General features: G+C 37.9%; 23 protein-coding genes, 3 pseudogenes and 1 CRISPR repeat array. Of the genes and pseudogenes, 10 read left to right on the top strand and 16 right to left on the bottom strand.

Annotation, left to right across the window (positions count from 1 at the left end):
• Positions 1-7 precede the first annotated feature (7 nt).
• The 7 genes and pseudogenes from HX13_RS25450 to HX13_RS08555 form a co-directional block, all read right to left on the bottom strand.
• Positions 8-148 (bottom strand): SDR family NAD(P)-dependent oxidoreductase, encoded by a 141-nt coding sequence (locus HX13_RS25450; RefSeq protein ID WP_262483513.1) that lies wholly within the window; start codon positions 146-148, stop codon positions 8-10.
• Positions 149-292: 144 nt separating this feature from the next.
• Complete coding sequence (locus tag HX13_RS23855) at positions 293-775, bottom strand: helix-turn-helix domain-containing protein (protein ID WP_238555182.1); 483 nt, start codon at positions 773-775, stop codon at positions 293-295.
• Complete coding sequence (locus tag HX13_RS23850) at positions 681-1,397, bottom strand: hypothetical protein (protein ID WP_238555181.1); 717 nt, start codon at positions 1,395-1,397, stop codon at positions 681-683. The genes HX13_RS23855 and HX13_RS23850 overlap by 95 nt, the downstream gene beginning before the upstream one ends.
• Positions 1,398-1,426: 29 nt before the next feature.
• Positions 1,427-2,068, bottom strand: a complete 642-nt coding sequence (locus HX13_RS08570; RefSeq protein ID WP_050020748.1) for a rhomboid family intramembrane serine protease — start codon at positions 2,066-2,068, stop codon at positions 1,427-1,429.
• A gap of 11 nt (positions 2,069-2,079) precedes the next feature.
• A pseudogene (locus HX13_RS08565) lies at positions 2,080-4,666 on the bottom strand (DNA gyrase/topoisomerase IV subunit A).
• A gap of 8 nt (positions 4,667-4,674) precedes the next feature.
• The gene (locus tag HX13_RS08560; RefSeq protein WP_050020747.1) at positions 4,675-5,151 is read right to left on the bottom strand and encodes a hypothetical protein; all 477 of its coding nucleotides are present in this window, start codon (positions 5,149-5,151) and stop codon (positions 4,675-4,677) included.
• A 16-nt stretch (positions 5,152-5,167) separates the two neighbouring features.
• Positions 5,168-7,053 (bottom strand): annotated as a pseudogene (locus tag HX13_RS08555) (DNA topoisomerase IV subunit B).
• A 211-nt stretch (positions 7,054-7,264) separates the two neighbouring features.
• Between HX13_RS08555 and HX13_RS08550 the strand changes: the two are divergent.
• The 5 genes and pseudogenes from HX13_RS08550 (at position 7,265) to HX13_RS08525 (ending at position 12,497) form a co-directional block, all read left to right on the top strand.
• On the top strand, positions 7,265-8,758 hold the full coding sequence (locus HX13_RS08550; RefSeq protein ID WP_185113600.1) for a two-component regulator propeller domain-containing protein: 1,494 nt from the start codon (positions 7,265-7,267) through the stop codon (positions 8,756-8,758).
• A complete protein-coding gene (locus HX13_RS08545) occupies positions 8,655-9,914 on the top strand; it encodes a histidine kinase (protein WP_050020745.1) in 1,260 nt (419 codons plus the stop codon). The genes HX13_RS08550 and HX13_RS08545 overlap by 104 nt, the downstream gene beginning before the upstream one ends.
• A gap of 191 nt (positions 9,915-10,105) precedes the next feature.
• Positions 10,106-10,837 (top strand): LytR/AlgR family response regulator transcription factor, encoded by a 732-nt coding sequence (locus tag HX13_RS08535; protein ID WP_050020743.1) that lies wholly within the window; start codon positions 10,106-10,108, stop codon positions 10,835-10,837.
• A gap of 99 nt (positions 10,838-10,936) precedes the next feature.
• Positions 10,937-12,089 (top strand): annotated as a pseudogene (locus HX13_RS08530) (methionine aminotransferase).
• 207 nt (positions 12,090-12,296) lie between these two features.
• A complete protein-coding gene (locus HX13_RS08525; protein WP_050020742.1) occupies positions 12,297-12,497 on the top strand; it encodes a hypothetical protein in 201 nt (66 codons plus the stop codon).
• A 66-nt stretch (positions 12,498-12,563) separates the two neighbouring features.
• Here HX13_RS08525 and HX13_RS08520 read toward each other — a convergent pair whose 3' ends face one another.
• Together HX13_RS08520 and HX13_RS08515 are read right to left on the bottom strand one after the other, a co-directional pair.
• Positions 12,564-13,328 (bottom strand): SDR family NAD(P)-dependent oxidoreductase, encoded by a 765-nt coding sequence (locus HX13_RS08520; protein WP_050020741.1) that lies wholly within the window; start codon positions 13,326-13,328, stop codon positions 12,564-12,566.
• Between the two features lie 87 nt (positions 13,329-13,415).
• On the bottom strand, positions 13,416-14,354 hold the full coding sequence (locus HX13_RS08515; protein ID WP_050020740.1) for a helix-turn-helix domain-containing protein: 939 nt from the start codon (positions 14,352-14,354) through the stop codon (positions 13,416-13,418).
• A gap of 146 nt (positions 14,355-14,500) precedes the next feature.
• Here HX13_RS08515 and HX13_RS22775 point away from each other — a divergent pair, with 146 nt between their 5' ends.
• From HX13_RS22775 to HX13_RS22770, 3 genes are read left to right on the top strand one after another with little or no spacing between them, the layout of a single operon-like run.
• Positions 14,501-14,692 (top strand): bacteriocin, encoded by a 192-nt coding sequence (locus HX13_RS22775; protein WP_128572284.1) that lies wholly within the window; start codon positions 14,501-14,503, stop codon positions 14,690-14,692.
• Positions 14,693-14,725: 33 nt separating this feature from the next.
• Positions 14,726-14,896, top strand: coding sequence for a bacteriocin (locus HX13_RS21965; protein ID WP_128572282.1), 171 nt, complete (start codon positions 14,726-14,728; stop codon positions 14,894-14,896).
• A 22-nt stretch (positions 14,897-14,918) separates the two neighbouring features.
• Complete coding sequence (locus tag HX13_RS22770; RefSeq protein WP_167336375.1) at positions 14,919-15,080, top strand: hypothetical protein; 162 nt, start codon at positions 14,919-14,921, stop codon at positions 15,078-15,080.
• A 142-nt stretch (positions 15,081-15,222) separates the two neighbouring features.
• On the opposite strand, the gene ychF is transcribed toward HX13_RS22770, so the two are convergent.
• From ychF to HX13_RS08480, 6 genes are all read right to left on the bottom strand, one after another.
• On the bottom strand, positions 15,223-16,314 hold the full coding sequence (gene ychF, locus HX13_RS08505; protein ID WP_050020738.1) for a redox-regulated ATPase YchF: 1,092 nt from the start codon (positions 16,312-16,314) through the stop codon (positions 15,223-15,225).
• Positions 16,315-16,492: 178 nt separating this feature from the next.
• Entirely contained in the window at positions 16,493-16,978 is a 486-nt protein-coding gene (locus HX13_RS08500; protein WP_238555180.1) for a ferritin, read from the bottom strand.
• 288 nt (positions 16,979-17,266) lie between these two features.
• Positions 17,267-18,883, bottom strand: coding sequence for a glycoside hydrolase family 10 protein (locus tag HX13_RS08495; RefSeq protein ID WP_050020737.1), 1,617 nt, complete (start codon positions 18,881-18,883; stop codon positions 17,267-17,269).
• Positions 18,884-19,009: 126 nt separating this feature from the next.
• The gene (gene typA / locus HX13_RS08490; RefSeq protein WP_050020736.1) at positions 19,010-20,815 is read right to left on the bottom strand and encodes a translational GTPase TypA; all 1,806 of its coding nucleotides are present in this window, start codon (positions 20,813-20,815) and stop codon (positions 19,010-19,012) included.
• Positions 20,816-21,128: 313 nt separating this feature from the next.
• Entirely contained in the window at positions 21,129-21,677 is a 549-nt protein-coding gene (locus tag HX13_RS08485) for a type 1 glutamine amidotransferase domain-containing protein (protein ID WP_050020735.1), read from the bottom strand.
• A 114-nt stretch (positions 21,678-21,791) separates the two neighbouring features.
• A complete protein-coding gene (locus tag HX13_RS08480) occupies positions 21,792-22,043 on the bottom strand; it encodes a DUF1294 domain-containing protein (RefSeq protein ID WP_050020734.1) in 252 nt (83 codons plus the stop codon).
• 130 nt (positions 22,044-22,173) lie between these two features.
• On the opposite strand from HX13_RS08480, the gene HX13_RS08475 reads away from it, so the two are divergent.
• Positions 22,174-22,530, top strand: coding sequence for a hypothetical protein (locus HX13_RS08475; protein ID WP_050021381.1), 357 nt, complete (start codon positions 22,174-22,176; stop codon positions 22,528-22,530).
• Positions 22,531-22,634: 104 nt separating this feature from the next.
• Here the strand turns inward: HX13_RS08475 and HX13_RS08470 are convergent, their stop codons facing one another.
• Positions 22,635-23,183, bottom strand: a complete 549-nt coding sequence (locus tag HX13_RS08470; protein WP_238555179.1) for a YceI family protein — start codon at positions 23,181-23,183, stop codon at positions 22,635-22,637.
• Positions 23,184-23,729: 546 nt separating this feature from the next.
• Here HX13_RS08470 and HX13_RS08465 point away from each other — a divergent pair.
• Positions 23,730-25,724 (top strand): T9SS type B sorting domain-containing protein, encoded by a 1,995-nt coding sequence (locus HX13_RS08465; RefSeq protein WP_050020733.1) that lies wholly within the window; start codon positions 23,730-23,732, stop codon positions 25,722-25,724.
• A 118-nt stretch (positions 25,725-25,842) separates the two neighbouring features.
• A CRISPR array of direct repeats spans positions 25,843-26,428; the repeat unit is 47 nt; unit sequence GTTGTGAAGTGCTTTCAAAATTTATTATCTTCGTGATTAGTCACAGC.
• Positions 26,429-26,442: the final 14 nt, after the last annotated feature.

The following is a 26,442-nucleotide window of genomic DNA, read 5'->3' as shown; positions in this document are numbered from 1 at the left end:
CAGTTCTTCACAAAACGTTTTTTAAATTCTGATGAGGAAGACTTACCAGAATAACATTAATCTTTTTCCTGGCCAGATTCTCAGCAAATGCTTTTCCTAATCCCTGACTTGCTCCTGTAACGACGGCATATGATTCTTTAGTATCCATAAGCAAAAAATTATGATACAAAACTACCATAGAAATCATCTTTACATGTTCAGGATTATCTGAACGAACCTATTTTTAAATACAACAAACAAAACATATAAATGACTGATATTTAGTAAATTGTAAATAAAATAAAGTAAAACTTTATAAACCCGAACTCATTCTTTTGTATTCTGAAGGAGTCTTACCTGTCAATTTTTTAAAGGTAGTATTAAAAGATGTCTTGGAATTGAATCCGGATTCATATGCAATGCCCAGGATTGAATATTTATGATCTGAATCCTGCAATAGCTTTTTGGCATGCTCAATTCTGTATTCATTAACATACTGAAAGAAATTCTTACCGAAGCCGGTATTGATAACATAGGATAGATGATGAGTAGAGACCAGCAGTATTTCCGCCAGTTTAATAAGGTTCAGCTCACTGTCCAGATAAGGCTTTTGAGCATCCATCACCTTTTCAAGCTGCTTTTTAATTTTAACAAGTTCATCATCAGAAATCAGCTTTCGTTTTACTTCTTCCGTATCAGAATCAGCATCTATGGAGATCAGTTCCTGACGCTGTTTTTCTTCCAGGGGGTAAATTTCCTTCTGTTTCAGAGAGTAATAGGCTACCCAGTAAATCACCAGCAAAAAAACGGCATTGATAAAAAAAGTTCAGCGATTTGGGATCATAAAACAGATTATATATCACATAGATGATATTTACAATAAGAAGGACGAGAATAATATATTCAAGCCAGTTCAGGTTAATTCCTTCCGTATTGGAAGAAAATTGCTGAATTTTTCGCTGGTGTCTTCTGATTGTCACATAGGAAAGTCCTGTATAAAACAATGCCTGAATCAGGATCAGGATTACACTCAGGTACTCAAATGGTGTTGTATAACCCCATTTTACCAATAAGAGGCAGATAAGGAACGCCGCAGGAAGCAATAGAAACCAGATGTCGGCCGCTTTGAATCTAAAGGAAGGGTTGGTATAAAACAATACACTGAAATAAAAAACAACAGGAGTGAAAAACTGGATCATCCGGATGGGAAACAGGGAATGAAATTCTACGGTTTCTCCTGTGATTAGAAACAAAACCTCATCCATCCAGAAGGTTGACCAGAGAAACAGAAAGATTCCGAACCAGAAATTGGCTTTTCTGTTTACCTTTAAAGGATTGGTAAGCTTGAGCAGAGACAACAAAACCAATGAACCATAGATAAGTATCACGATGAAACTGTTTAATTCTGATGTGTTCATTGGTTTCGGTATTTTATTAAATAATTCTTTTATCGTATTCGTTTCCTGACAAAAATCTGATAAGCCAGATAGATCAACGGAAGGGACATCGCACCTAAATAGAGGATATTACCCATAGCCTGCTGCGGATGGAGGGCGATAGAGTAAACAAGACCGAAAAAAGCTCCTCCAAGGTGTGCCGCATGGCCCAGATTATCCCATTGCTTAGGATTCAGCATCATGTATACGGAATACCCGAAATATAATGTTCCGAACAGCCATCCCGGCAGGAAGTTAACACTGATCTCATTCGGGGCCATGGCAATGGAAGCAAAAATGATTCCTGACACTGCTCCTGATGCTCCGATTGCCGAATACCAGGGCTGTTTTTTATAGATGATAAGACTGAAGAGATTTCCCAGGATCATAGAACCAAAATAAATGATCAGGAAGCCTATATTTCCAAAAAACATGGTAACAGCAGCCTGGAAAAAATACAATGAAAGCATATTGAAGAAAAGATGCATAAAGTCTGCGTGCAGAAATGCTGAGCTGATCAGCCTTATATATTCTTTCCGGTTTTCAATGGCGCCTACATTGAATTTATATTTCTCAAATAAAGCCACATCATTAAACCCTCTGTAGCTCAATATACAGGTTACGGCAATAATGATTAAAACAGGTATACTCATAATTTTGATTCTTAATTTTCAGACTCACCATCCTGAAACAGGTCTCCGATGATTCCTCCATCTTCATCTGTATCTCCGGTGGATTCCGGTTCTTCATAGACTTCAGGCTCCTCTTCTACAGGTTCAGGCGTGGTGATATTGATCGCTTTCACTTTAAATTTCGTGAACTGGTTCCCAATTGCTTTTATTCCTTTTACAGCAATGAACTCATCAATATTCACTGTTTCGGGTTCCCTCTCTTTTCCTTTGTCTTTTGCAAAAATAATTTCCGCCGTTGCGCCATTGGCCACTATAACGTTTTCAATAAAAGACTTAGGATGGTCAGAAGGCATGAAGGTCTGTACATTTACTGTATTCTCCAGTAAAAACCGTTTAATAAAGTAAATATCTTTCTCCCCGTCATAGTAAATACAGGTAATCGGCTGCTCCGGTTTCCATTTTTCCAGAACCAGGTATTCATCATCAAAACGGTTCCCCAGATCAAAAGAAACCAGTTTTACTTCTCCATTGGTATTGATGGTAAGGATTTTATCATCGCCTTTGAAACTTCCCAATAAGGTACCTCTTGCATCTGCATTCAGCCTTCTTACGGTATCATCAAACCATATTCTTCTTGGAGCCAGGGTAGAAACTCCTTCTTCTTTCAGATCTACTTTCTTTACCGCGTATTTTGTTACGAGATTTCCTTTGGAATCACGTCCTTTGATGGCGAGATCGGAAAAATTGATCTCCATTTTATTCTTCCTGATTCTTGGGTTGGGCTTTAATAATACTGTTACCGTTTCTGCTTCTCCGTTGGGATTGGCAGAGAAGTATAATGTTTCGGATCCTTTTTTATCGGAAGCTAAAGGATAGTCCGTATTCCGGGTTACTCCGGTTACAGAGAAACGTTTCATATAATAAGGTCCTTCCCGGCCTTCCCGGTAGATCATATTATACACCGTTCTTTTGTCATTTTTCTTCCAGACCGCTACATGGAGGATATCTTTCCCGATAAATGTTTTGGCTTCCACTTTTACCACTTTCATGCTGCCGTCTTTCCGGAATGTAATGATATCGTCTATATCGGAGCAGTCGAACAGATATTGATCTTTTTTTAACGAAGTTCCTATGAAGCCTTCTTCAAAATTGGCATAGAATTTTTCATTGGCAACGGCTACTTTGGTAGCATCAATGGTATCAAAAATTCTAAGTTCGGTTCTTCTTTGTTTATCTTTTCCGTATTTCTTCTGGATATTTAAGTAATAATCAATGGCATAAGCTATCAGATTGGCCAGGTTATGTTTTACCTGTTCTATTTTACCTTCAAGAGCCGCGATATTCTCTTTAAATTTATCCAGATCGAATCTTGATATCCTTTTGATCCTGATCTCAGTAAGTTTCAGGATATCTTCTTCCGTGACTTCTCTCAAAAGGTGTCCGGTGTGTGGTTTTAAACCTTCATCAATGGTTTTCAGGACTTCTTCCCATGTTTTTACTTCTTCAATATCGTGATAAATCCTGTTTTCGATAAAAATCCTTTCCAATGAAGAAAAATGCCAGTTTTCCTGAAGTTCATGAAGCTCTATCTCAAGTTCTTTTTTTCAGTAAAGAAACAGTATGATCCGTATTCATTTTCAGAATTTCGGAAACAGACATAAACATAGGCTTATCTCCTACAATTACACATGCATTCGGAGAAATTGTTACCTGGCAGTCTGTAAAGGCATAAAGGGCATCAATGGTTTTATCCGGAGAAACATCATTATGAATATGAATCAGGATTTCAACCTTATCTGAAGTATTGTCTTCAATTTTTTTGATTTTGATTTTCCCTTTCTCATTGGCTTTTAAGATAGAATCAATGAGGTCACTCGTTGTCTTGGAATAAGGCAGCTCGGAAATAACCAGTGTATGCTTATCTGTTTGGGTAATTTTAGCCCTGGCCCTTACTTTTCCTCCTCTATGACCGTCATTATACTCGGAAACATCCAGATATCCCGCCGTCAGAAAATCGGGAAAGAGCTCGAATTTTTTTCCTTTCAGATAGGCTACAGAGGCATTGATCAGCTCGTTAAAATTATGCGGGAGTATCTTGGTAGAAAGTCCTACCCCGATTCCTTCCACTCCCTGAGCCAGAAGCAGCGGGAATTTTACGGGAAGGTCGATGGGCTCATTATTCCGGCCATCGTAAGATTTAGCCCATTCCGTTGTTTTTGGATTAAAGACTACTTCCAGCGCAAAGGGTGTTAACCTTGCTTCAATATATCTCGCAGCAGCAGCAGAGTCACCGGTATAGATATTTCCCCAGTTTCCCTGGGTATCGATCAGTAATTCTTTTTGCCCGATCTGCACCATTGCATCAGTAATTGAAGCATCACCGTGAGGATGATATTTCATGGTATTTCCCACGATATTGGCTACTTTATTGTAGCGGCCGTCTTCCAATTCACGCATAGAGTGCATGATTCTTCTCTGAACCGGTTTTAAGCCATCATATACTGAAGGAATGGCTCTATCTAGAATTACATAAGAAGCATAATCCAGGAACCAGTCTTTATAGAGACCCGAAACTTTCTTTAAGCTTTCACTCTCATGCGAATATTCTTCTGTCGTCATCTGTTTTTTTAATCTTTTTTCTCCTTATTAGCTTTCACTACTTTGTTCAGAGAGAGTTTTAAATCGTTTACTTCTTTTTGTGTCAGATAAGAAATCTGGTACTTCAGCATGGTAGAACCATTAGTCTTACTTGAAACGGTGATGTATAGTCTTTTGATAAAGAAGATACTTATGATATCATATTTGATCAGTTTATATTTTGGAAATTCATCGTGAAGGGGTTTATTCAGAAAAGGGATAATATTCCTGTTCTTAAAGTTCAATGCTTCCCCATCGCTGTCGTATTCAAAAATCTGGCGCCCGTTCAGATGAAAAAGAATGAGCATTAAAACGGGAATAATAATTAATAAATAGCTTTCACTTTCCAATACATTAAATCTATATTCGTTAGCCAGAAATCCTAATATTCCCAATACGACCATCATCATCAATACGGTGTTTATAAAATTATAAACTGATGCTTTGTTACGGTTACTTAGTCTCATTTGATTCTTTTGTTTATCAACCGGCTACTTCATCTAAAATTTCCTTTTTATCAATATCCGGATCTTCCACCACCAGATTTTCCAGGATAAAGGTTTGTCTGTCCGGTGTATTTTTACCCATATAGAACTCCAGAAGCTGATCAATAGTCTGATCTTTTCCTATCACTACAGGTTCCAAACGGATATCCTTGCCGATAAAGTGTTTGAATTCATCGGGAGAAATCTCTCCCAGTCCTTTGAACCGGGTAATCTCAGGATTTTTTCCGAGCTCATTCAGGGCTTTTATTCTCTCTGCTTCCGTATAGCAGTATCGTGTTTCTTTTTTATTTCTGACCCTGAAAAGCGGGGTCTGAAGAATATAAAGATGGTTGTTCTTGATCAGGTCAGGAAAAAACTGCAGGAAGAAGGTGATCATCAGCAGGCGGATGTGCATTCCGTCTACATCGGCATCGGTAGCAATAATCACCTGATTGTATCTGAGATCCTCCAGACTTTCTTCGATATTCAGGGCTGCCTGAAGAAGATTAAATTCTTCATTTTCATACACCACTTTTTTAGTAAGCCCATAGCAATTTAGCGGCTTTCCTTTTAGTGAAAATACGGCCTGTGTTTCCACGTCCCTGGATTTTGTAATTGAACCGGATGCAGAATCTCCCTCTGTTATAAATATTTGGGTATCGCCCTTTCTTTCGGCTTTCTGATCGTTATAATGCTGTCTGCAGTCACGCAGTTTTTTTATTATGAAGGGATACTTTTTTGGCTCTCTCTCTTGCCAGTTTTTGAATTCCGGATAGTTCCTTTCTTTCTCTTTCCGAGATCAGGATCTTCCTTTGAATGGCTTCTGCAATTTCCGGGTTTTTATGAAGAAAATTATCCAGTTTGCTTTTCAGGAAATCAATAATGAAGGTTCTTACAGTAGGACCATTAGGGCCCATATCGTTGGAACCTAACTTTGTTTTTGTCTGAGATTCAAAAACCGGTTCTTCCACGTTGATGGAAATAGCTGCAATAATAGATTTCCTGATATCGGATGCATCAAAATTTTTTATTAAAAAACTCACGGATGGTTTTTACGTAAGCCTCGCGGAAGGCATTAAGGTGAGTTCCCCCCTGAGTGGTATTCTGTCCATTTACAAATGAAAAATAGGTTTCTGTCTGCGATTTATCAGAATGGGTAATGGCCACTTCAATATCGTCATCCTTCAAATGAACGATAGGATAAAGGATATCGCTTTCCAGTTCTTCTTCCAAAAGGTCTTTAAGCCCATTTTCCGAATAATAGGTTTCTCCGTTGAAGAGAATCTTCAATCCCGGATTCAGGTACGCATAATTCCGGAGCATTCTTTCGATATACTCTTTTCTGTATTTAAAGTGCAGGAATATTTCTCCGTCAGGGATGAATGAAATTTCGGTACCGTTTCTGTCCGAGGTATCTTTTTCATCAAAGTTTTCTTTGATAATCCCCCGGGAGAACTCAGCCGCTTTCATTTTTCCGTCACGGAAAGAGCGCACCCGGAAATAATCTGAAAGTGCGTTTACGGCTTTGGTACCGACCCCGTTCAATCCTACGGATTTTTTGAAGGCCTTACTGTCGTATTTACCCCCGGTATTCATTTTGGAAACAGCATCCACTACTTTTCCCAGCGGAATTCCACGTCCAAAATCGCGGATGGTAACTTTACCGTCGTCCAGTTTTATTTCAATTCTTTTACCTGCTTTCATCCTGAACTCATCGATAGAGTTGTCCAGGATTTCTTTAAGCAAAATATAAATCCCGTCATCAGCAGAGGAGCCATCGCCCAGCTTCCCGATGTACATGCCGGGGCGCAGACGGATATGTTCCTGCCAATCCAGGGTTCTGATATTATCTTCGGAATAGGTTGGATTTATTTCTTGTGACATATATGATTTCAGCAAACATACAAAAATACAAAATTATCCGTTTTTTTCAATCCGTTTTTTATTAATATTTATCATAATACTTTGTAATATTATCAGTACAAATTATATATTTACATGATTATATCAATAAAAAGTGAAAAAATCAACCTTATTTATTTCATTTTTATTATTAATTTTTCTCAGTCCGTTCTTTTTCCCACAAATTCCAGGATTGGTTAATTACGGTGAAGAGAGTGGATTGAATAATTCGTATACCTATAATCTGAGCCAGGACCACAATGGCTTTATCTGGGTGGGAAGCGATAACGGATTCTTCAGGTTTGATGGAAAAGAATTTATACAATACAGTAAAAAAAGTGGTTTAAAGAACCTTGAAATCCTATCCTCTCTTCCCCTTGACAATGGTGAAATCTTTATATTTCCTTTTTTAAATGATTTTGCTTATCTGAAAAATGGTCAAATCATAAACTCAGATTCCAATAAAGAGCTCAGAAAAATACATTTTAAGTATAATGCCAACTATTCTTATGATCATCAGTCGATTTATATTTTTACCAGCTATAATCCCGAAAATATTTATGTCTTTAAAAATGAAAAAGTTACAACAATCCCTTTGCATTTCAACACTCGCAATTCTTCAGATATTTATTATGCCCTTACTTTAGACCCTGCGACCCATCTGCTTTATTTATCCAATAAGAATAATAGTAAAGAAAACATTCTGGCTTATGATATTTTTACCGGTAAGAAAACAACGTGCAATATTCCTTTGGGAAAAGAAGTGACACTCTACAGAAAAGACGATTTTTTTATATTTAAAGAGAAAAGAAAAATTACGATCTACCAGCTCTGCAACAAATTTATTTTTAAGAAAATTCAAACTTATTCTGTCAAAGAAAATATTCATCAGGTTATTGTTGATAAAAATTACAGGATATGGCTTTGCATAGAAGAAGGAGGTGCATTATATTTCAGGGAAACCTTAAAGGATCATAAGAAACTGACCACTCCCATATCATTTCTTTCCGGAAATATCATTAACCATCTTATGGTTGACAGAGATAACAACACCTGGTTTTCTACCAGGAATAATGGTGTTTATTTCATCACAGAGAAGTTTTTGAAGAGCTATGTTCATCTGCCTGTCCGAAATAATTCTGCCTATATTACAGCCATTTCGAAAAATGATAATAACATACTCCTGGGATACAACGAATCTAAAGCCGGTATTTACAATTCCCATACAATCAGGGACCTTGTATTTGAAGAAAACAGAAAAATTGAACACAAAGCCATTGTTTCAGATAGTAATATGGTCTTCTTCGGTCTCAGCAGAAGTCTTGTACAATACAATATGGCTACAGGGCAAAAGCAGATTTTAGGGGATTTTAACCTTAAAAGTATTGTCCCTTATACCAATAATTCCATTCTCATTTGCTCTTCTGAAGGACTTACCTCCTATCACTATCCCAGCCGTCAATATACTGAAATGATCAGGCAGGAAAGAGTGTATACAGCTTTACCCTATGACAAGGACAGTCTTTTTGCCGGCAGTTTTAAAGACCTGTATAAATTCAATACTAAGACAAAAGAAAAAAAAATTGTTCCTGGAAGATTATTATTTTACAGATCTGAAAAAACTAAGCAGTACCGTATATGTAGGTGCTACCAACCGGAATGGAATTATTATTTTCACCAATCATAAAATCCTGCATAAATTAAGCGAAAATACAGGTTTGCCTACCAATCAAATCAAAAAAATAGAAGTTGAAAATGAAAAGGTTTTCTGGGCAAGCACCAATTCGGGACTCAGCAGAGTTGAAATCACAGGATCCCGTTTCAGAATCAATAATTTTACCCAGCCGGACGGACTGCCTTCTAATTTAGTCGCAGGCTGTGTTATAAAGAATGACACCATCTATGTAGGTACTTCTAAAGGACTGGGCATTTTATCTGTTAAAGATCTCCTTATGCAACAAAAGCTGATTGAGAAAAAAGCCATTATTAATTCTGTGATGATCGGGCATAAAGAGTTTTTCAATGTCAATCAAAAGTTTATCAGCCAGGCTCCCGAAAATGATATCATGTTTAATTTAAGTTTCCCGGATTATGTATCACAGGGGAAAATACGTTATAAATATAAAGTGGAAGGACTGGGTGAAAGCTGGCTGATCAGCAGCTCTCCCAAAATCATTTTAAACTCTGTTCCACCGGGCGAATATGTATTAAAAGTTTTCGGATTGGGCTATAATGGTAGGCAGGCAACTATCCCTACAGAATTGTATTTCGAAATCAAACCTCAGTTCTGGCAGACATGGTGGTTCAGAACGTTGCTTATAGTGTGCGGAACGGCTCTCCTTTTCATCCTCATTAACTGGTATTTTCAGAAGAAACGGAACAAAAAGCTGGAAACATTATATTATGAAAAGAAAATTGCAGAACTCGAACTTCAGGCCATTAAAGCCCAGATTAATCCGCATTTTATTTACAACTGCCTGAATTCCATCCAATTCCTGCTGTATAAAAAAGATTATGAAGAGACGGAAAATTACCTTAATATTTTCTCCCAGATGATCAGGAAAACCCTGTACTATTCTGAAAAAACATTTATGCCGGTCAAAGAAGAAGTAGAATATCTTTCTTTATACCTGAATATGGAAAAATTACGTTTAAAAGAACAGTTTGAATACACTATAAAAGTCTCGGAGACCGTGAATGAAAACTGGGTCATTCCTTCATTGCTGATACAACCCTTTGTGGAAAATGCCATTAAGCATGGTATTGCCAGCATCACGGACAGAAAAGGAAAAATCGGGATTTTTTTTCGATTATATCAATGCTTCGCTTTGTATCACGATTGAAGATAACGGAGTGGGTATAAACAGTGTCAATCAATCCATTACAAAGACCGGTTCATTTGGGGTCAGGTTATCTCAAAAGAGGATTGAAACATTTAAACAACTTTTTGAGACTCATATCACACTGGAGATCAAAAGCTTTCCTGAACAGGAATCTAAACACGGAACTCAAATCAAACTCTATATTACGCCTTATGAAAACTAAAATACAAGCATGCATCATTGATGATGAACAGGACGGAAGAGATTATATTTCGCTTTTGCTACAAAACGAGTTTCCTGAAATCCAGATCAGCTTTCTCGCATCCAGTGTAGAGGAGGCATATATTTATCTCTCCAGGCATTCTCCGGATATCCTTTTTCTGGATGTACAGCTTAAAGACGGAACCGCATTTGATTTACTTTCAAAATTCAGGGAAATCAGATCACAGATTATTTTCATTACAGCATTTGAGAATTTTGCCATTCAGGCTATAAAAAACGGAGCGGCAGATTACCTGCTGAAACCCATCAGGAAAATAGATTTTATTGTTGCAGTACATAAAACACTGGAAAACATTGCCAAAACAAAAACTGCCATAAGTTCTTCTTCCGGAAGAAATAAGATCAGCCTCCCTACCCTGCAAGGATTCAAGCTCACTGATATTGATGATATTATACGCTGTGAAGCTGACAGCAGCTATACCACGTTCTACCTGATTGATAAAACTAAAATCCTGGTCTCCAAAACCCTGCATGAGTTTGAGGAATTCCTGACCGAGCATAATTTTTTCAGAATTCATCATAAGCATCTTATCAATCTTACGCATCTGAAAGAATATATAAAAGGTAAAGGGGGGCAGGTAGTGATGACAGATAATTCTGTACTGGATGTTTCTGTGCGTAAGAAGAATGATTTTTTAACGAGAGTTGAGCAGATGGATTAACGGAAGGCTATAAATTATTAAAAACCGCAGTTTTATTTTCTGATACAATCAAATGGTTTTGAATATTTCATTAAATTCGGCTGTAATAAAACCTATTGTATGATACAACTTCCTTTATCAAAACTTTCCAATGTGGGAACCACGATTTTCAGTCAGATGACACAGCTCGCCAATGAAAATGAAGCCATCAATCTGTCTCAGGGCTTTCCTGATTTCATGCCGGATATGGAATTGCTGAATCATGTAGATCATTTTATCAGGAAAGGATTCAACCAGTATGCTCCTTTGGGAGGTATGATCGGGCTGAAAGAGGAAATTGCCAGAAAAATAGAAAACAGCCATAAGGCAACGTATCATCCGGATTCAGAGATCACAGTGACTGCCGGAGGTACACAGGCTATTTTTACAGCCATTGCAGCATTCATAAAAAAGGACGATGAAGTCATTATCTTCGAGCCTGCCTACGATTGTTATGAGCCTACCGTAGAGCTTTTCGGAGGCATTGTAAAAACGTTTTTTGAAATGAAAGCACCTGATTATACCATCGATTGGGTGTCTGTAAAAAAAACTGGTCAGTGATAAAACCAAAATGATCATTCTCAATAATCCTAACAATCCTTCAGGAAGGATTTTGAAAGAAAGTGACCTGCAGGAGCTGATCCAGTTGGTAAAAGGAACTTCTATTCTTATTTTAAGTGATGAAGTATACGAAAATATTGTTTTTGACGGGAAAAAACACCTGAGCATTTGCAAATATCCTGAACTTAAAGAGAGAAGCCTTCTTGTAGCTTCTTTCGGGAAACTTTTTCATGTGACAGGCTGGAAAGTGGGCTATTGTGCTGCCCCTGAAAATTTAACAGCTGAATTCAGGAAGGTCCACCAGTTTAATGTTTTTTGTGTAAATACTCCCATTCAGCTTGCCCTGGCAGAATATATGAAGAATGAAGACCACTATAATCACCTTAATCAGTTTTTCCAGGAAAAAAGGGACTTTCTGAGAAAAGGGCTTTCCGGAACTTCTTTTGAGCTGCTGGACTGCGAAGGAACCTATTTCCAGGCAGTGAAATACACGGCTATTTCAGAAAAGAATGATTTTGATTTTGCAACGGAGCTTACTGTACAGCATAAAGTAGCTACCGTTCCTTTTTCATCTTTTTACAAAAATAAAGTCAACGAAAATGTGATCAGACTTTGTTTTGCTAAAAAACAGGAAACCCTGGAAAAGGCTATTGAAAATCTTTCAAAAGTTTAACAACTTTATATTGAAAATTTTTCCATGAAAATTATAGTTTGCTCTGTCATGATGATTTTTCAAACTAAAAAGTCCTCAACATGTGACTTATCATAAATATTTTTTATATTAGCATCTATTCTTTTGGGAAAATCCTGTGCACAGTCAAAACATAAAAACAACTCGCAGGCAAGGAGAATATAATTGTAATCATCAAAATAAATAACCATGGAAAAAAGAAAAAAATTAAGCAAAAAACAATTAAGATTTATCTACGGAGGACTTGGCACTTATCCTTGTGCTACTTCTTCCGGCTATTGCAAGTTTATAGGGCCGGGATGCAGAGAAGAAAAATGTCAGCTTCCTGTACCTGTAGAACCTGTTGATCCTGATGGTCCCATTATCCTTCCGGATCCAGGAAGTTTATAATTGAATAAAAAGAACCAACCTAAACCGGCTGGTTCTTTTGTTTAGTAAAAGATGGACTCCGGAATTTTACAGAAACATTCCTCCTGAAACTTCAATTCGTTGTCCGTTGATCCATCGTGCATCCTCAGTACATAAGAATGCCACCACGCCACCGATATCATCCGGAAGTCCTACCCTTCCCAAGGCGGTAGCCCCTGCCACTACGGCATTGATTTCTTTATTATCCCTTACTCTTCCGCCACCAAAGTCGGTTTCAATTGCGCCGGGAGCAATGACATTGGCTTTTATTTTCCTTTCTCCTAACTCTTTGGCCATATATTTCGTCAGCATTTCCACCCCTGCTTTTACAGAGCCATAAACAGATGATCCCGGAGTTGCAAACCTTGCCAATCCTGAAGAAATATTAATAATACCTCCTCCGTCATTCATTACGGGCAATAATTTTTGTGTCAGGAAGAATACCCCTTTGAAGTGAATATCCACCATATCATCAAGCTGTTCTTCCGTAACTTCTGTAATCGGTGAATATAAAGCAGTTCCTGCATTGTTGATAAGATAATCAATCCGGGAGTTTCCTGTATTTTGCTGTAAATAATCCGTCACTTCTTTCACAAATGCATCGAAGCTTTTAATATTTTTTGTATCCAGCTGAAAAGCAACTGCATTTCTCCCCATTTTCCTGATCTCCTCCACTACGGCTTCCGCTTCGTCCTTATTGCTTCTATAGGTAATAATAACATCCAGGCCTTTTTGGGCGATTTTAACTGCAGAATTCTTTCCTAAACCACGGTTACCTCCCGTAACCAGTGCAATATTTGTTTTTGTGGTCATTTTATTTGATTTTTTGATGTGACAAAGTTGGGATATTTTCAGGCGGATTTGTTTGCTTGAATCAATCTGAAATTTGCATAAATCAAATCATGATCTGAATTCCAGCGGGGTAAATGAAGTTTTTCTCTTAAAGAAGTTGGAAAAATGAGCGATTTCCTCAAAGCCCAAAGCATAAGAAATCTCAGATACATTCCACCTGGTTTGCTTTAACAGTATTTTTGCTTCCTGGATAATACGTTCACTGATCAGTTCTGTAGTCGTTTTTCCCGTGCTTTCTTTCAGCCTTTTATTAAGGTAGTTAACGTGGACGGCAAGCCTGTCTGAATAGTCTTTTGCTGTTTTCAGCTGCAGCCTCTGTTCTAAAGATTCAATGGGAAACTGCCTTTCCAGTAGTTCTATAAATAAAGAAACAACCCGCATAGAAGCATCATTGACAGTTGATAGCTGGGTGGCGGGCTGTAGTTTCTGACCATAATGGATCAGCTCCAGTACATAATTCCTGATCAGGTCATATTTAAAAATATAATCTGAATCGATTTCCTTTTTGATCTTGGTAAATAATATTTCTATTTCATCTGCAAGGGCATCATCAATCTCAAATACCGGCACATTTCCGGGTTGAAAAATAGGCAGGTCTTCCAGACTATTATAGGATTTATCTTTAATAAAAAAGTCTTCTGTAAACACACAAAAACTGCCTGACTGCTGCGGGTCTTCCGGAATCCAGTGGTACGGAACCTTAGGGGTGGCAAACAGCAATGCATTTTGTTGTATGGAAATCACCTTATCTGCATACTCTGCCCTGTTTTTTCCTTTGATAAAACTGATTTTATAATATTTCCTCCTATTGTAGGGCATTTCGGAAGTGTTTTTTACTTTTTCAATAGTTTGGGCAATATCAAATACATTAAAGTGTCCGATATCTTTATGAAGCCCCTTTGGAAAAATACTTTCCAGATCTTTACCCAGCTTGGCTGCCATTTCCCTGTAAAAATCTTCCAATGAAGTATGCACAATTTTTTCCATAAACAAATGATTTGTAAAATTCAAATATACAAAAGTTGGAATCACATAAAAATGAAACAAATATTCATTTTTTTCTATAAAAAAGTGACATGTTTTTAATTATTTTAACTACATTAGACACCATTAACTATCTAAAAACCAAAACAATGAAAAACCAGATTACAAAAACCGGCAAAAAGCTCAACAAAAAAGAACTGAAAACAATTACCGGCGGAATGTACGACTGTATGGCTCCCGAACCTTGTGAACCTTATCCTGGGCCCTGTGAATCTCATGCAGATGCCAATGGCTGTACGATGATCTCTCCGTTTTGCGGTCAAAAAATATGCAGACCTTAATTATAAATCAATAACAACATTAAATCGATTAGTATGAAAAATCAAAATTTGAACAAAGGCAAAAAATTAAACAAGAAAGAACTTAAAGTTATTACCGGAGGATTAAGATTATGCGTTGATCCTTCAACCGGTTTTTGTACAGAAATCAGTGATGCTTGCGCAGAACGTCGATGCAGGCTTATAGTGGGACCTATATTGGATTAATGTAATTAAAGATCTTGAAACAATGGAAAATAAAAATGTAAACCACGGAAAAAAGTTAAATAAAAAACAACTAAGAGTCATTACCGGTGGAAAAGAAATGTGCTGGCTGCCTACATTAGAGTGCAGCAAGATTTCTTTAAGCTGTGCGGAACCACAATGTCAGCCTATCATTGATGTTGAATAAGTTTACAACTATATTAAACGCTTCCTCCGGGAAGCGTTTTTATTTGGACAGGATCTTAAAGCAAGGGGCGCTCTTCAATAAAAAAACGCTCCCAAAATATATGGGAACGTTTTTTAACTATAACTAACTTTAATATTTTCTTTTATACGTTGAATCTGAAGTGCATAATGTCTCCGTCCTGAACGATATATTCTTTACCTTCCACAGAAAGTTTTCCGGCTTCTTTTACTTTTACCTCAGAACCATACTGGATATAATCATTATATTTGATCACCTCTGCACGGATGAAACCTTTTTCAAAGTCAGTGTGGATCACACCGGCTGCCTGGGGAGCCGTCCACCCTTGCCCTATCGTCCATGCTCTTACTTCTTTTACTCCGGCCGTAAAATATGTCTGAAGTTTTAACAGATCATAAGCTTTTCTGATCAGACGGTTGACTCCCGGTTCTGTAAGGCCTAGTTCGTCAAGGAAAATTTCTCTTTCTTCGTAAGTTTCCAGTTCATTGATATCGGCTTCAATCTGCGCTGCCAAAACAACTACTTCAGCGCCTTCGTTTTTTGCCATTTCTTCAATCTTTCCCACCCATTCGTTTCCGTTCTTGATGGAGTTTTCATCTACGTTACAAACGTAAAGGACCGGCTTGTTAGTCAACAACTGAACTTCGCCGATAATTGACTTTGTCAAATCATCTACAGCAAATTCTCTGGCATTTTTCCCGTCTTCAAGGAATTTTTGCAGATTTTGAAGCGTTTCATATGTTAAGATATCTTCTTTCTTTCCGGACTTAATGAACTTTTTAGCTTTTTCAACAGCTTTTCCTACTGTTTCAAGGTCTTTCAGCTGTAATTCGATATCAATGATTTCTTTATCTCTTAAAGGATCTACAGAACCTTCAACGTGAACAATATTTCCGTTGTCAAAACATCTTAAAACATGGATGATAGCCTCACACTCACGGATATTCGCTAAAAACTGATTTCCTAGTCCCTCTCCTTTGCTGGCTCCCTTTACAAGACCTGCAATATCAACGATTTCAACTACAGCGGGCAATACTCTTTCTGGTTTTACAATTTTTTCCAGTTCAAATAGTCTCTGATCCGGTACGGAAACTGTTCCCAGGTTAGGTTCAATAGTACAGAAAGGATAGTTTGCCGATTGAGCTTTTGCATTGCTCAGACAGTTAAAAAGAGTTGATTTACCTACATTTGGCAGGCCTACGATTCCACATTTCATATTGTAAAATTCAAAGTTTAAGATTTAGGGTAATTCAAAGTTCCGGTTACTTTGCCATTGCATACTGAACATTGAATTACGAGTGCGCAAAGATAGTGATTTTTAAGGGAGTTTCATAATAAAAAAATCTGCCGGCATTCCGGCAGATTTTAAACGGTCTGATTGTATCCGCTGAGTTTTATGGGTTATCTCCTGTGGCTTCCTGAGCCAGCGGAACGTCATTCGGTGCGTCCTGTAAAGTTTTATCTAACGTGAATAAAGATTCGTCTGTAGCTCTGTCACCACCTGCGATTTTTAATTTATCAATCAGATTCTGGGCTAATGTTTCTTCTTCAATCTGCTCTTGTACGAACCACTGCATGAAATTCCAGGTTGCCCAGTCTTTCTCTTCCATAGAGAGATCTACAATTCTGTAAATGGCAGTTGTATTGTCAACTTCATGTTTAAAAACCCCATCAAAACAGGCGGTAAGGTTTTCAGGATCAGCCGGAGGAGCCGGGATAGCTTCTACTTTTGGTTTCCCCCCTCTGTTTAAAATATATTCCATGAATTTAATTGAGTGGTTTCTTTCTTCCTGAGCATGGCGGTAAAGGAAATTGGCAATTCCCTGATATCCTTTATCATCAGCCCAGATTCCATAAGATAAAAAAAACGTGTGAGGCATGAATTTCCTTGTTCATCTGGTCACTAAGTGCTTTTTCCATGTTTTCGGAAAGTCTTTTAGTATTCATAATGTTTATATTTTGGTGATTATGGTGTTAACTAAGCAAAAATGATTCCGATAAGCTTATTTTTTTATATAAAAAGAGGCAGAATACTTTAAAACAATGCTGATTTTCAACATATTAAACTAATAATTTATAGTTATTCTAAAATAAAACCGGTCCCGAAAGGACCGGTTTTATTTTATAGATAGTACTACTGATTGCGTTATCTAATGAATGATCTGAAATTATTTAATCTTTCTCGCCATATAATCACTTTCATTTCCTAATCTGTCAATAGCTTTAATAGCAACTGCATTCAGTTTTTTTCCGTCTTTAAACTTAGGGATATCCTTTGAAAGAGTATCCAGGGTTAAAATTTCCGTTTCCCATACTCCATTGTACTGTTTGAAAAGAACCCACTGGAAAACATTACTCATATTCCCGGAGCTCCAGTTTGTTTGTGCAAAACTTCCGTTATCTGCTATAAACAAGGTAGGTGTCTGCAAAGGAACAGCCTTAATCCACGGGGTCTTCGGAATTAATGCTTTTTCACTGTACACGCTGTTTTTCAGGACAGGAAGCATATTGGGATTCCTGGTAAGCCCTGCAATGCTCCAATGAATTTCTCCGGCATCCTTTTTCAGAACATTTCTTGAAATTTCAATCTGATTTTTAATTTCCGTTGGGCGATCGGATACTTTTATTTCTACGGTATTTAACCCGGGCCACAGATGGCGGTTCATTGTATTTTCAGATTGCCACCAGCTTAACAAGGCCTCGAAGCTCTGACCTTTCGAATCAATCGGCCAATATAGCTGGGGTGAGAAATAGTCTACCCATCCTTTATTTAACCATAATTTTGCATCAGCATACAGCTCGTCATATTGTGAAGATCCCACAATTCCTGCCGGATATCCCGGTTTCCAGATTCCAAACGGGCTGATTCCAAACTTTACATGGCTTTTTTCTGCATGAATTTCTTTGTAGATACGCTCCACAAACCTATTCACATTATCTCTTCTCCAGTCTGCCCTGGACAGTGTTCCACCACTGTTTACATAGGCATTCCAGGTTGCATTGTCAGGAAAATCAGCTCCTTTGTTATAAGTAGCATAGGGATAAAAATAATCGTCAAAATGAATTGCATCGATATCATATCTTTTAACAATATCTTTTACCACATTGGAAACATGACCTTGTGTTTTAGGATTAGCAGGATCAAACCAATACATACCATTCTTCAATCTTACCACAATATCAGACAGCTTATTAACCATGGAAAGGTTATTTACAGAGCCTCCATTGGTATGGTGGGCGCGGTATGGATTCAGCCAGACGTGAAGTTCCAGTCCCCTTTTGTGGGCTTCTTCAATCCAAAACTGTAACGGATCATAATTGGGATAAGGAGCGGTTCCGGTTTCCCCGGTCAGGAAGTAAGACCAGGGTTCAATATTACTGGTGTACAATGCGTCAGCAGAGGGTCTGATCTGAAAAATAGCGGCGTTAAAATTGTTATTTTTCAGCATTTCAAGCATATTGATGGCTTCTGCTTTCTGCTGGTCTACGGTAAGGTCGTTTCTTGAAGGCCAGTTGATATTGGCAACACTCGCAATCCATGCTCCACGGAATTCCCTTTTAATTTCAGGAAGATTTGTTCTGAAGACTTCATCTGCTGCAGGTGGTACGCCTGGCGCTGGTTTTGTTGCCGTTACAGAAGGTTTGGGTTGGGTGGTATTGTTGATAGGTTTTGTTGTCTTGTTAGCGGGAGGTGTCTTCGAAACTGCGCTCTGGGTAGAACACGAAACACTATACGATGCACCAACTCCCAATAAAACGATAAGTTTTAATGTATTCATTTTCATAGCCGCAAAACTACTTTAAATTATATTTTAATATTTTGAATATTCTTTTGAAAAATAAACAAAATATATGATAGATTAGAAAAAAGCCTCGAAAATCGAGGCTTTGATTTTATATATAGAGTTTTATTATGCTTTTGCAGATCTTTCCACTCTTTTTCTTTCTTCTTCGGAAAGGATTTTCTTTCTCATCCTGATGAAATTCGGAGTAACCTCAATAGCTTCATCAGCCTGGATATATTCCATACATTCTTCAAGAGAGAAAAGGATTTTTGGCGCAACACCGGTGTCTTTATCTTTTCCGGCTGCACGCATGTTGTTCAGCTGTTTTGCTTCAACAATGTTTACCACAAGATCCCCTGGTTTATTTTGTTCTCCAACGATCATTCCTGTGTAAATTTCCTCACCCGGATCAACAAAGAATTTACCTCTATCCTGTAGTTTATTAATAGAATATTCTGTAGCAGGACCTGTGGTTTTGCTGATCAATACCCCGTTGTTTCTTCCCGGAATAGCTCCTTTGAAAGGCTTATATTCCGTGAAACGGTGCGCCATAATAGCTTCCCCTGCAGTAGCAGTCAGCATCTGGGAACGTAATCCGATCAGACCTCTTGAAGGAATTTCGAATTCCATGTGCTGCATTTCTCCTTTGGTTTCCATAATATGAAGGTCACCTTTTCTCTGTGTTGCCAGATCGATAACTCTTGATGCATATTCTTCAGGAACGTCTACTACTAAAGATTCGTAAGGCTCACAGCTTACCCCGTCGATTTCTCTTAAGATAACCTGCGGTTGTCCGATGGTCATTTCGTACCCTTCTCTTCTCATTGTTTCAATCAAAACGGATAAGTGAAGAATACCTCTACCGAATACCAGGAAAGTATTGGCATCATCAGTCTGCTGGACTCTTAATGCCAGGTTTTTCTCCAATTCTTTTGTTAATCTTTCTTTCAGGTGGTTAGAAGTTACATATTTACCGTCTTTACCAAAGAAAGGTGAATTGTTGATAGAGAACGTCATGTTCAGGGTAGGCTCATCAATAGCCGTTCTTTCCAATGGTTCAGGGTTTTCAAGATCTACGAAAGAATCACCGATCTGGAATGCATCGAAACCTACTACAGCACAGATATCTCCTGCCTGTACCTCGGTTACTTTTTTCTTTCCTAATCCTTCAAAAACGTAAAGTTCTTTTACTTTTCCTTTTATGATTTTACCATCTGCCTGGGCAAGACCGATCCATTGGGATTCTTTAAGCTCCCCCCTGGTTACTTTTCCGATTGCAATTCTTCCTAAGAAAGAAGAGTAATCAAGGGAAGTAATCTGCATCTGAAGATTCCCTTCAGTTACAGTTGGGGCAGGTACATATTGTAAGATACCATCTAATAACGGCAAAATATCTTCAGTCTGTTCTAATGAAGTATTGAACCAGCCTTGTTTGGAAGAACCGTAGAAAGTTGGGAAATCCAGTTGTTCTTCGGTAGCTTCAAGGTTAAAGAACAAATCAAATACCTGATCGTGAACTTCGTCCGGACGGCAGTTTGGTTTGTCTACTTTATTGATAACCACAAGTGGTCTTAGTCCCAGTTCCAAAGCTTTCTGAAGTACGAATCTTGTTTGTGGCATTGGCCCTTCGAACGCGTCCACCAACAAAATAACTCCATCCGCCATTTTTAATACTCTTTCTACTTCCCCACCGAAATCGGCGTGACCAGGAGTATCAATTACGTTAATTTTAGTGTCTTTATAGGTAACAGAAATATTTTTGGATAAGATGGTGATCCCTCTTTCTCTTTCAAGATCATTATTATCCATAATTAATTCTCCACTCTCCTGATTTTCTCTGAAAATGTTGGTAGCGTGGATGATTTTGTCAACCAAGGTCGTCTTCCCGTGGTCAACGTGTGCGATAATCGCAATATTTCTAATGTTTTGCATATAGGATTTTTACGGGTGCAAAAATAGTGATTTTAAATGAATTAATTAAAAAGTTTATGCAATATTTAACAATTTCATAATGAGAATTTTAGATACGGCTACTTTGGGATATTGAAAAAAACGAGCTACATCTGGTTCTGCAGAATGTTCAATTGTACTTTGTTTCAATATAATTCCTGCACCAATATATCACATTCATTATTAAAAATAAAAATGTGGTACGGTTCATTTTCAAGGGCCTGTTCAGACAATGGATAAAAATTAATATAAAAAGCCCGGATCTGATATCCGGGCTTTATTATTTCAGCGTGGGCTATACGCCTTGTTCCGCATGTTTTCCTTCTTTGAACTCCTCTACCATTTTGGCGTTGAAGGCCGGAAGGTCTTTGGGCGTTCTGCTTGTTACCAATCCATTGTCAACAACAACTTCCTTATCTTCCCAATGGGCTCCGGCATTGATAAGGTCTTTGCTGATTGACTTTACTGAAGTCATATTTCTGCCGTTGACAACTTCTGCATTGATTAAAACCTGAGGTCCGTGACAAATCGCTGCAACAGGTTTATTCTGTATAAAGAAATCTTTCACAAATGATAAAGCCTGATCATTGGTTCTCAATTGATCCGGATTAATTACTCCTCCCGGAAGTACCAGTGCATCATAGTCAGAAGCAGATGCTTCATCCAGGGTTTTGTCTACGTTATATTCTTTTCCCCAATCTTTTTCAGCCCAGGATTTTATTGTCCCGGAAGTTGGACTTACAATGTGCGCAGTCCACCCCTGTTGTTCCAGATACTCTTTTGGTGATTGAAGTTCACTTTCCTCAAAGCCATTCGTGGCCAGAATTGCAATCTTTTTTGACATGATATTATGATTTAAGGTGTTATCTTAATAGCACAGAAAAAATAATGCCGCCTGCCTGTTATAGATTGCTAAAAAAAAGTTAAGATACATCAAAAAGGCTCTAGCCAGTACTCATTAATGTCTTATCAGCCTGTAAAGCAGTACAACATCAATGACGGTAACGAGAACAAATTTCACAAGAAATGATTTTTTGGAAACTTTATGGTTAAAAATAATCATTCCCGAAGCTGCTCCTAACAGTCCGATGAATGAAAGTCCTAAAAGGGCATTTTCAGAAACTCTCCACTGGTGTTTCCTGGCTTGCCATTTGTCAAATCCAAAAACCCCGAATGTAATAAAGTTAGCGATCAGCAGAAAAGGAATCATCTACAATTAATTTGCAGCAAAAATAAAGTTTTTAATGAAAAGTTCCCTCAGAGATGTTTCAGATATTGACACGATTGCATGTTACTATGAGCAGGAATTTTTTAATTTTGCTTCTCCATACAATAAACCAATGACAATACATGATCTGGCCGGAACCTTTTCTATTGAGGGAAGCAATCAGGAAGACACTTCCGAAGCTACTTACCGCGGCATATTAACATTATCCGTTGATGAAAACAACCGTATTATTGCCCGGTGGATTATTGGAAATCACATCCAAAACGGTACAGGATTTTACAAAGACCATATTTTAGTCATTAATTTCAATTATGAAGGAGACGATTCCAAAATCTACAAAGGAGTTGCCGTATACCGTTGCCTGAGTAAAGATATCCTCGATGGATTCTGGTCTGAAAAACATGGAAATCCTTTGTACCTTGGAAGTGAATACGGTGTCCGTATTCAGGATTCATGGGAATTGAATTGATTTTTGTCTACTTAATTTAGTCATGAATCTGAAAAAGTAAAAGAGCCGCCTCATAGGGCAGCTCAATTGTTATTAAGGGTTTATAACTTATTTTGTTTAATACCTTATTTTTTAGCTTTTACATCAATTGCAATTTCGATGTCTTTGCTGATCATCCATTCAGCAGGATCTGCTTCTGACGTTCCGAATTTGATTCCCCAATCTGCTCTGTTCACTGTAAATTTAGCCTGAATAGCTGCTGTATTATCTGCCACATCTACTTTAGCCGGGAAGCTTACATTCATTGTTTTTCCTGATAGTGTAAGGTTTCCGCTTACTGTTTTGTTTGCTCCTGCAACTGCATCTTTAGGAGCTTCTTTTAAATCGGCTACGCTGGTAATTTTAAAGTCGGAAACAGGATTTTTCTCTACATCAAAGAAGTCAGGGTTTTTCAGGTGGGCTTCAAGATCTGCAGGCTTTTTATCTTTTTCTGTTACTGAAGCCGGATCTACTTTAATTGAGGTCATATCAATAGTAAAATTTCCAGCGGTAACCTGCCCGCCTTCGATACTTAGATCACCTGTTTTTATATTTAAAGTTCCCCAACGAGGCGCGAAACCACCTTTGTGGAAGGCTTTCCAGTTTACTACTGAAGCCGTTGTATCTACAGCCAATACCTCACCTTTGCTTTCTGCAACAGCCTGTTCTGTAGCTACAGCCGTATCTGATTTTTTCTTTGCTATTACATGATGCTGCCAGCAATCCTACTCCTACTAATGCAATTACACTAAGTTTTTTTCATATTATTAAATTGTTTTAAAAGTTTATCGAAATTTTTGTTGTTTTCGGGTACAAAAATAGAGAAAGCTATTGTCCGATATCTTAACATATATCAAGAAATGAAATTTTTATTTCTTTTTACTTTCTAATTAAATCTATTTTCATTTAAAATCACCATCCTGACATAGAAGTTTCAAAAAGATAATTAATTAAAAAATATCATTATTTTTATGTAAATTCACAAACAAAACACTTTAAATACAATTAAATTTCAAATAATTAACTAAAATAAATAATAAAAACATAAATAAAAACTAAAAACATCAACTTCCTTGAAAATTTACTACAACTTTTAATTAAGTATTAAAATTTCGATATTAAATCAATTAAATACATAACCATTATGATATAATATCCATTAAAAAAACACACTTTAAGATATGAAGAAAACATTACTTTCAGGAAAGAAAGCCGGTTCTATATTGGTTTTCTTATTTTCGATTTTTAGCGTTTTGCAACTTAATGCGCAAGCTCCTCCAACCTGTGCCGGAACATGGGGACCCCCGATTGTGAATCAAACTTTCGGACAGGGCAACGCAACTGATAAATGGTATGGTCCATTATCCACTTATGCTCCAGGCGCCACTACCTCAACTATTTTTGTAGGTACGGCAGGCCCTCCCGGTGGAGGCGCTTTGGCGGATGGCTATTCCGGATTGGTAAAAACGCCAAGTACAGGAGGCAATGGTTTTTTAAATTCCGCTGATCATACCGGGAATCCCAATGGGCTGATGATGCTGATTAATGCACCGTCTACAGCAGCTACCATTTTTTTTGAATATACAATGAGCAACCTTTGTCCAAACACTACTTTAAAATTAGCTGTTTGGATTCTCAATGTTAACCCTCCCGGCACCTGCGGTACAGGATATCAATATCCCAACGTTACACTCCGGGCAATTGATCCGGCCACAGGTAACACGCTGGGTACTTCGGCCACAGGAAATATTCCGACCAATCAAACCTGGACACAATATTCTATTATTTTCAACAATGCTTCCAGCTCATCCGTAAAACTTCAGTTTGTCAACAACTCTGTTGGTAATGGCTGTGGTAATGACCTGGCGATTGATGACATTACTGTACAACCCTGTATTCCGGCCACCATGCAGGCACTACCCGGCTCCAGCACCACGTTGTGTCCAAACAAGAATGCTACTGTAGATTTTACGGCCACCCTTACGGGAAGCTCATACAACCCTGTGGAATACCAGTGGCAATATAGCAGTGATGGTGGAACAACATGGATAGACCAGGGAACGCCGACTCATAATCCTAATTACACATTCAATTCTGCGGGGTTACCTGCCGGTAATTATTTAATCAGGTTTAAAGCAGGACCTCAGGGCTCTGTCTTAAACTCACAATGCAATGCAATCAGCCAGCCAACTACTGTAACGGTAAGCAGCCTTCCGAAAGTCAATGATACTACCGTGAAATCATGTTATATTGAAAATAACCCTTCTACAGCTTCTTTTAATCTTACAACAGCCAATGTAACATCTGAGACAGGAGTTACCAAACGGTATTTTCCATCACTGGCAGATGCCACGAACGGAACGTATGAAATTACTGCAAATCCTGCTTCGTATATTGCCTCCAATAGCACAATTTACATCAGGGTCACCAACAGTAACGGATGTTTTTCGATAGCAAAAGTAACTTTAGAGGTTATCCCACCCAAAACTTCATCTGTATTGATTGATAAAACAATCTGTATTGAGGATAAAACCAGTCTTGATGCCGGTCCCGGCTTCAATGCCTATTTATGGAGTACCGGAGCCACAACCCAGCAGATCACCAATGTAGGGGTTGGTACATATTGGGTTAATTTAAAATCTGGAGAATGTACCACTAAACAAACGGTAAAAGTCCATGCTTCTCCTAATCCTGTTATCAGATCAATTGACATTGTCAATAATACAGCGACAATCAATGCCACCGGAGGGACTCCGCCGTATCAGTACGCTGCAGACCAGACCGGTAAGTGGCAGGATGTCAATATTTTCACGAATCTTACGAGAGGACAACATATCTTCTATATAAAAGATCAATACAACTGCGTTCCCGTAGCAGCAGAAATTACAGTTCCTAACCTGATAAATGCCATTACTCCAAACGAAGATGGTAAAAATGATAATATTGATTATTCAGCCCTGGCTTACAAGAGAAACCTTATTTTTGAAGTTTATGACCGGTATGGAAATAAGCTTTATGAGGCCGGTAAAATAAGAAACTTCAAATGGGACGGCACCGCATTTGGCAAGAAGCTTCCTACCGCCACCTATTGGTACACAATCTCATGGAATGAAAATAACAATGCCAACACCTCAGTCAGGTACAACGGCTGGGTACTTGTTAAAAACAGAGAATAATTCGAATGTATCAGCAAGAGTTAAGTCCCTTGCTTTAAGCTGGGGACTTTATTGGGTTGAAATCACTAACTTTGTGATTAACCACAACACAGAAAATACTATGAATATTGACAGAGTTGTTGTGAAGTGCTTTCAAAATTTATTATCTTCGTGATTAGTCACAGCCTGCCAATGCGAGAAGCTTTTTACGTTTACGTTGTGAAGTGCTTTCAAAATTTATTATCTTCGTGATTAGTCACAGCAGTTTATATCATAACAATAATGTCAGACTTGTTGTGAAGTGCTTTCAAAATTTATTATCTTCGTGATTAGTCACAGCAAACTCTGACAAAGCGTCTATAATACCTGCGTTGTGAAGTGCTTTCAAAATTTATTATCTTCGTGATTAGTCACAGCGTGAAAGTACAGTATTTGCCATTTCTGATGGTTGTGAAGTGCTTTCAAAATTTATTATCTTCGTGATTAGTCACAGCTTGTTTGTTCGGTTAAACCTTTAATAGCAAGTTGTGAAGTGCTTTCAAAATTTATTATCTTCGTGATTAGTCACAGCATAACTGCTGTAAATCATCTTCTACGAATTGTTGTGAAGTGCTTTCAAAATTTATTATCTTCGTGATTAGTCACAGCGTACCTGTATTTTTTACGGCTCAATGGAGCGTTGTGAAGTGCTTTCAAAATTTATTATCTTCGTGATTAGTCACAGCGGTTAGCAATTCTT

This window comes from Chryseobacterium sp. P1-3 (genome assembly GCF_000738495.1).
Classification (GTDB): domain Bacteria; phylum Bacteroidota; class Bacteroidia; order Flavobacteriales; family Weeksellaceae; genus Chryseobacterium; species Chryseobacterium gallinarum.
Note: the sequence above shows the minus strand (reverse complement) of the source record. Positions and strands in the feature narration are given on the sequence as shown.

Coding starts and splice junctions, on each gene's coding strand:
- HX13_RS25450 (WP_262483513.1), bottom strand. CDS start 148: ATGGATACTAAAGAATCATATGCCGTCGTTACAGGAGCAAGTCAGGGA.
- HX13_RS23850 (WP_238555181.1), bottom strand. CDS start 1,397: ATGAACACATCAGAATTAAACAGTTTCATCGTGATACTTATCTATGGT.
- HX13_RS08570 (WP_050020748.1), bottom strand. CDS start 2,068: ATGAGTATACCTGTTTTAATCATTATTGCCGTAACCTGTATATTGAGC.
- HX13_RS08560 (WP_050020747.1), bottom strand. CDS start 5,151: ATGAGACTAAGTAACCGTAACAAAGCATCAGTTTATAATTTTATAAAC.
- HX13_RS08535 (WP_050020743.1), top strand. CDS start 10,106: ATGAAAACTAAAATACAAGCATGCATCATTGATGATGAACAGGACGGA.
- HX13_RS08525 (WP_050020742.1), top strand. CDS start 12,297: ATGGAAAAAAGAAAAAAATTAAGCAAAAAACAATTAAGATTTATCTAC.
- HX13_RS08520 (WP_050020741.1), bottom strand. CDS start 13,328: ATGACCACAAAAACAAATATTGCACTGGTTACGGGAGGTAACCGTGGT.
- HX13_RS08515 (WP_050020740.1), bottom strand. CDS start 14,354: ATGGAAAAAATTGTGCATACTTCATTGGAAGATTTTTACAGGGAAATG.
- HX13_RS22775 (WP_128572284.1), top strand. CDS start 14,501: ATGAAAAACCAGATTACAAAAACCGGCAAAAAGCTCAACAAAAAAGAA.
- HX13_RS21965 (WP_128572282.1), top strand. CDS start 14,726: ATGAAAAATCAAAATTTGAACAAAGGCAAAAAATTAAACAAGAAAGAA.
- HX13_RS22770 (WP_167336375.1), top strand. CDS start 14,919: ATGGAAAATAAAAATGTAAACCACGGAAAAAAGTTAAATAAAAAACAA.
- ychF (WP_050020738.1), bottom strand. CDS start 16,314: ATGAAATGTGGAATCGTAGGCCTGCCAAATGTAGGTAAATCAACTCTT.
- HX13_RS08500 (WP_238555180.1), bottom strand. CDS start 16,978: ATGCCTCACACGTTTTTTTTATCTTATGGAATCTGGGCTGATGATAAA.
- HX13_RS08495 (WP_050020737.1), bottom strand. CDS start 18,883: ATGAAAATGAATACATTAAAACTTATCGTTTTATTGGGAGTTGGTGCA.
- typA (WP_050020736.1), bottom strand. CDS start 20,815: ATGCAAAACATTAGAAATATTGCGATTATCGCACACGTTGACCACGGG.
- HX13_RS08485 (WP_050020735.1), bottom strand. CDS start 21,677: ATGTCAAAAAAGATTGCAATTCTGGCCACGAATGGCTTTGAGGAAAGT.
- HX13_RS08480 (WP_050020734.1), bottom strand. CDS start 22,043: ATGATTCCTTTTCTGCTGATCGCTAACTTTATTACATTCGGGGTTTTT.
- HX13_RS08475 (WP_050021381.1), top strand. CDS start 22,174: ATGACAATACATGATCTGGCCGGAACCTTTTCTATTGAGGGAAGCAAT.
- HX13_RS08465 (WP_050020733.1), top strand. CDS start 23,730: ATGAAGAAAACATTACTTTCAGGAAAGAAAGCCGGTTCTATATTGGTT.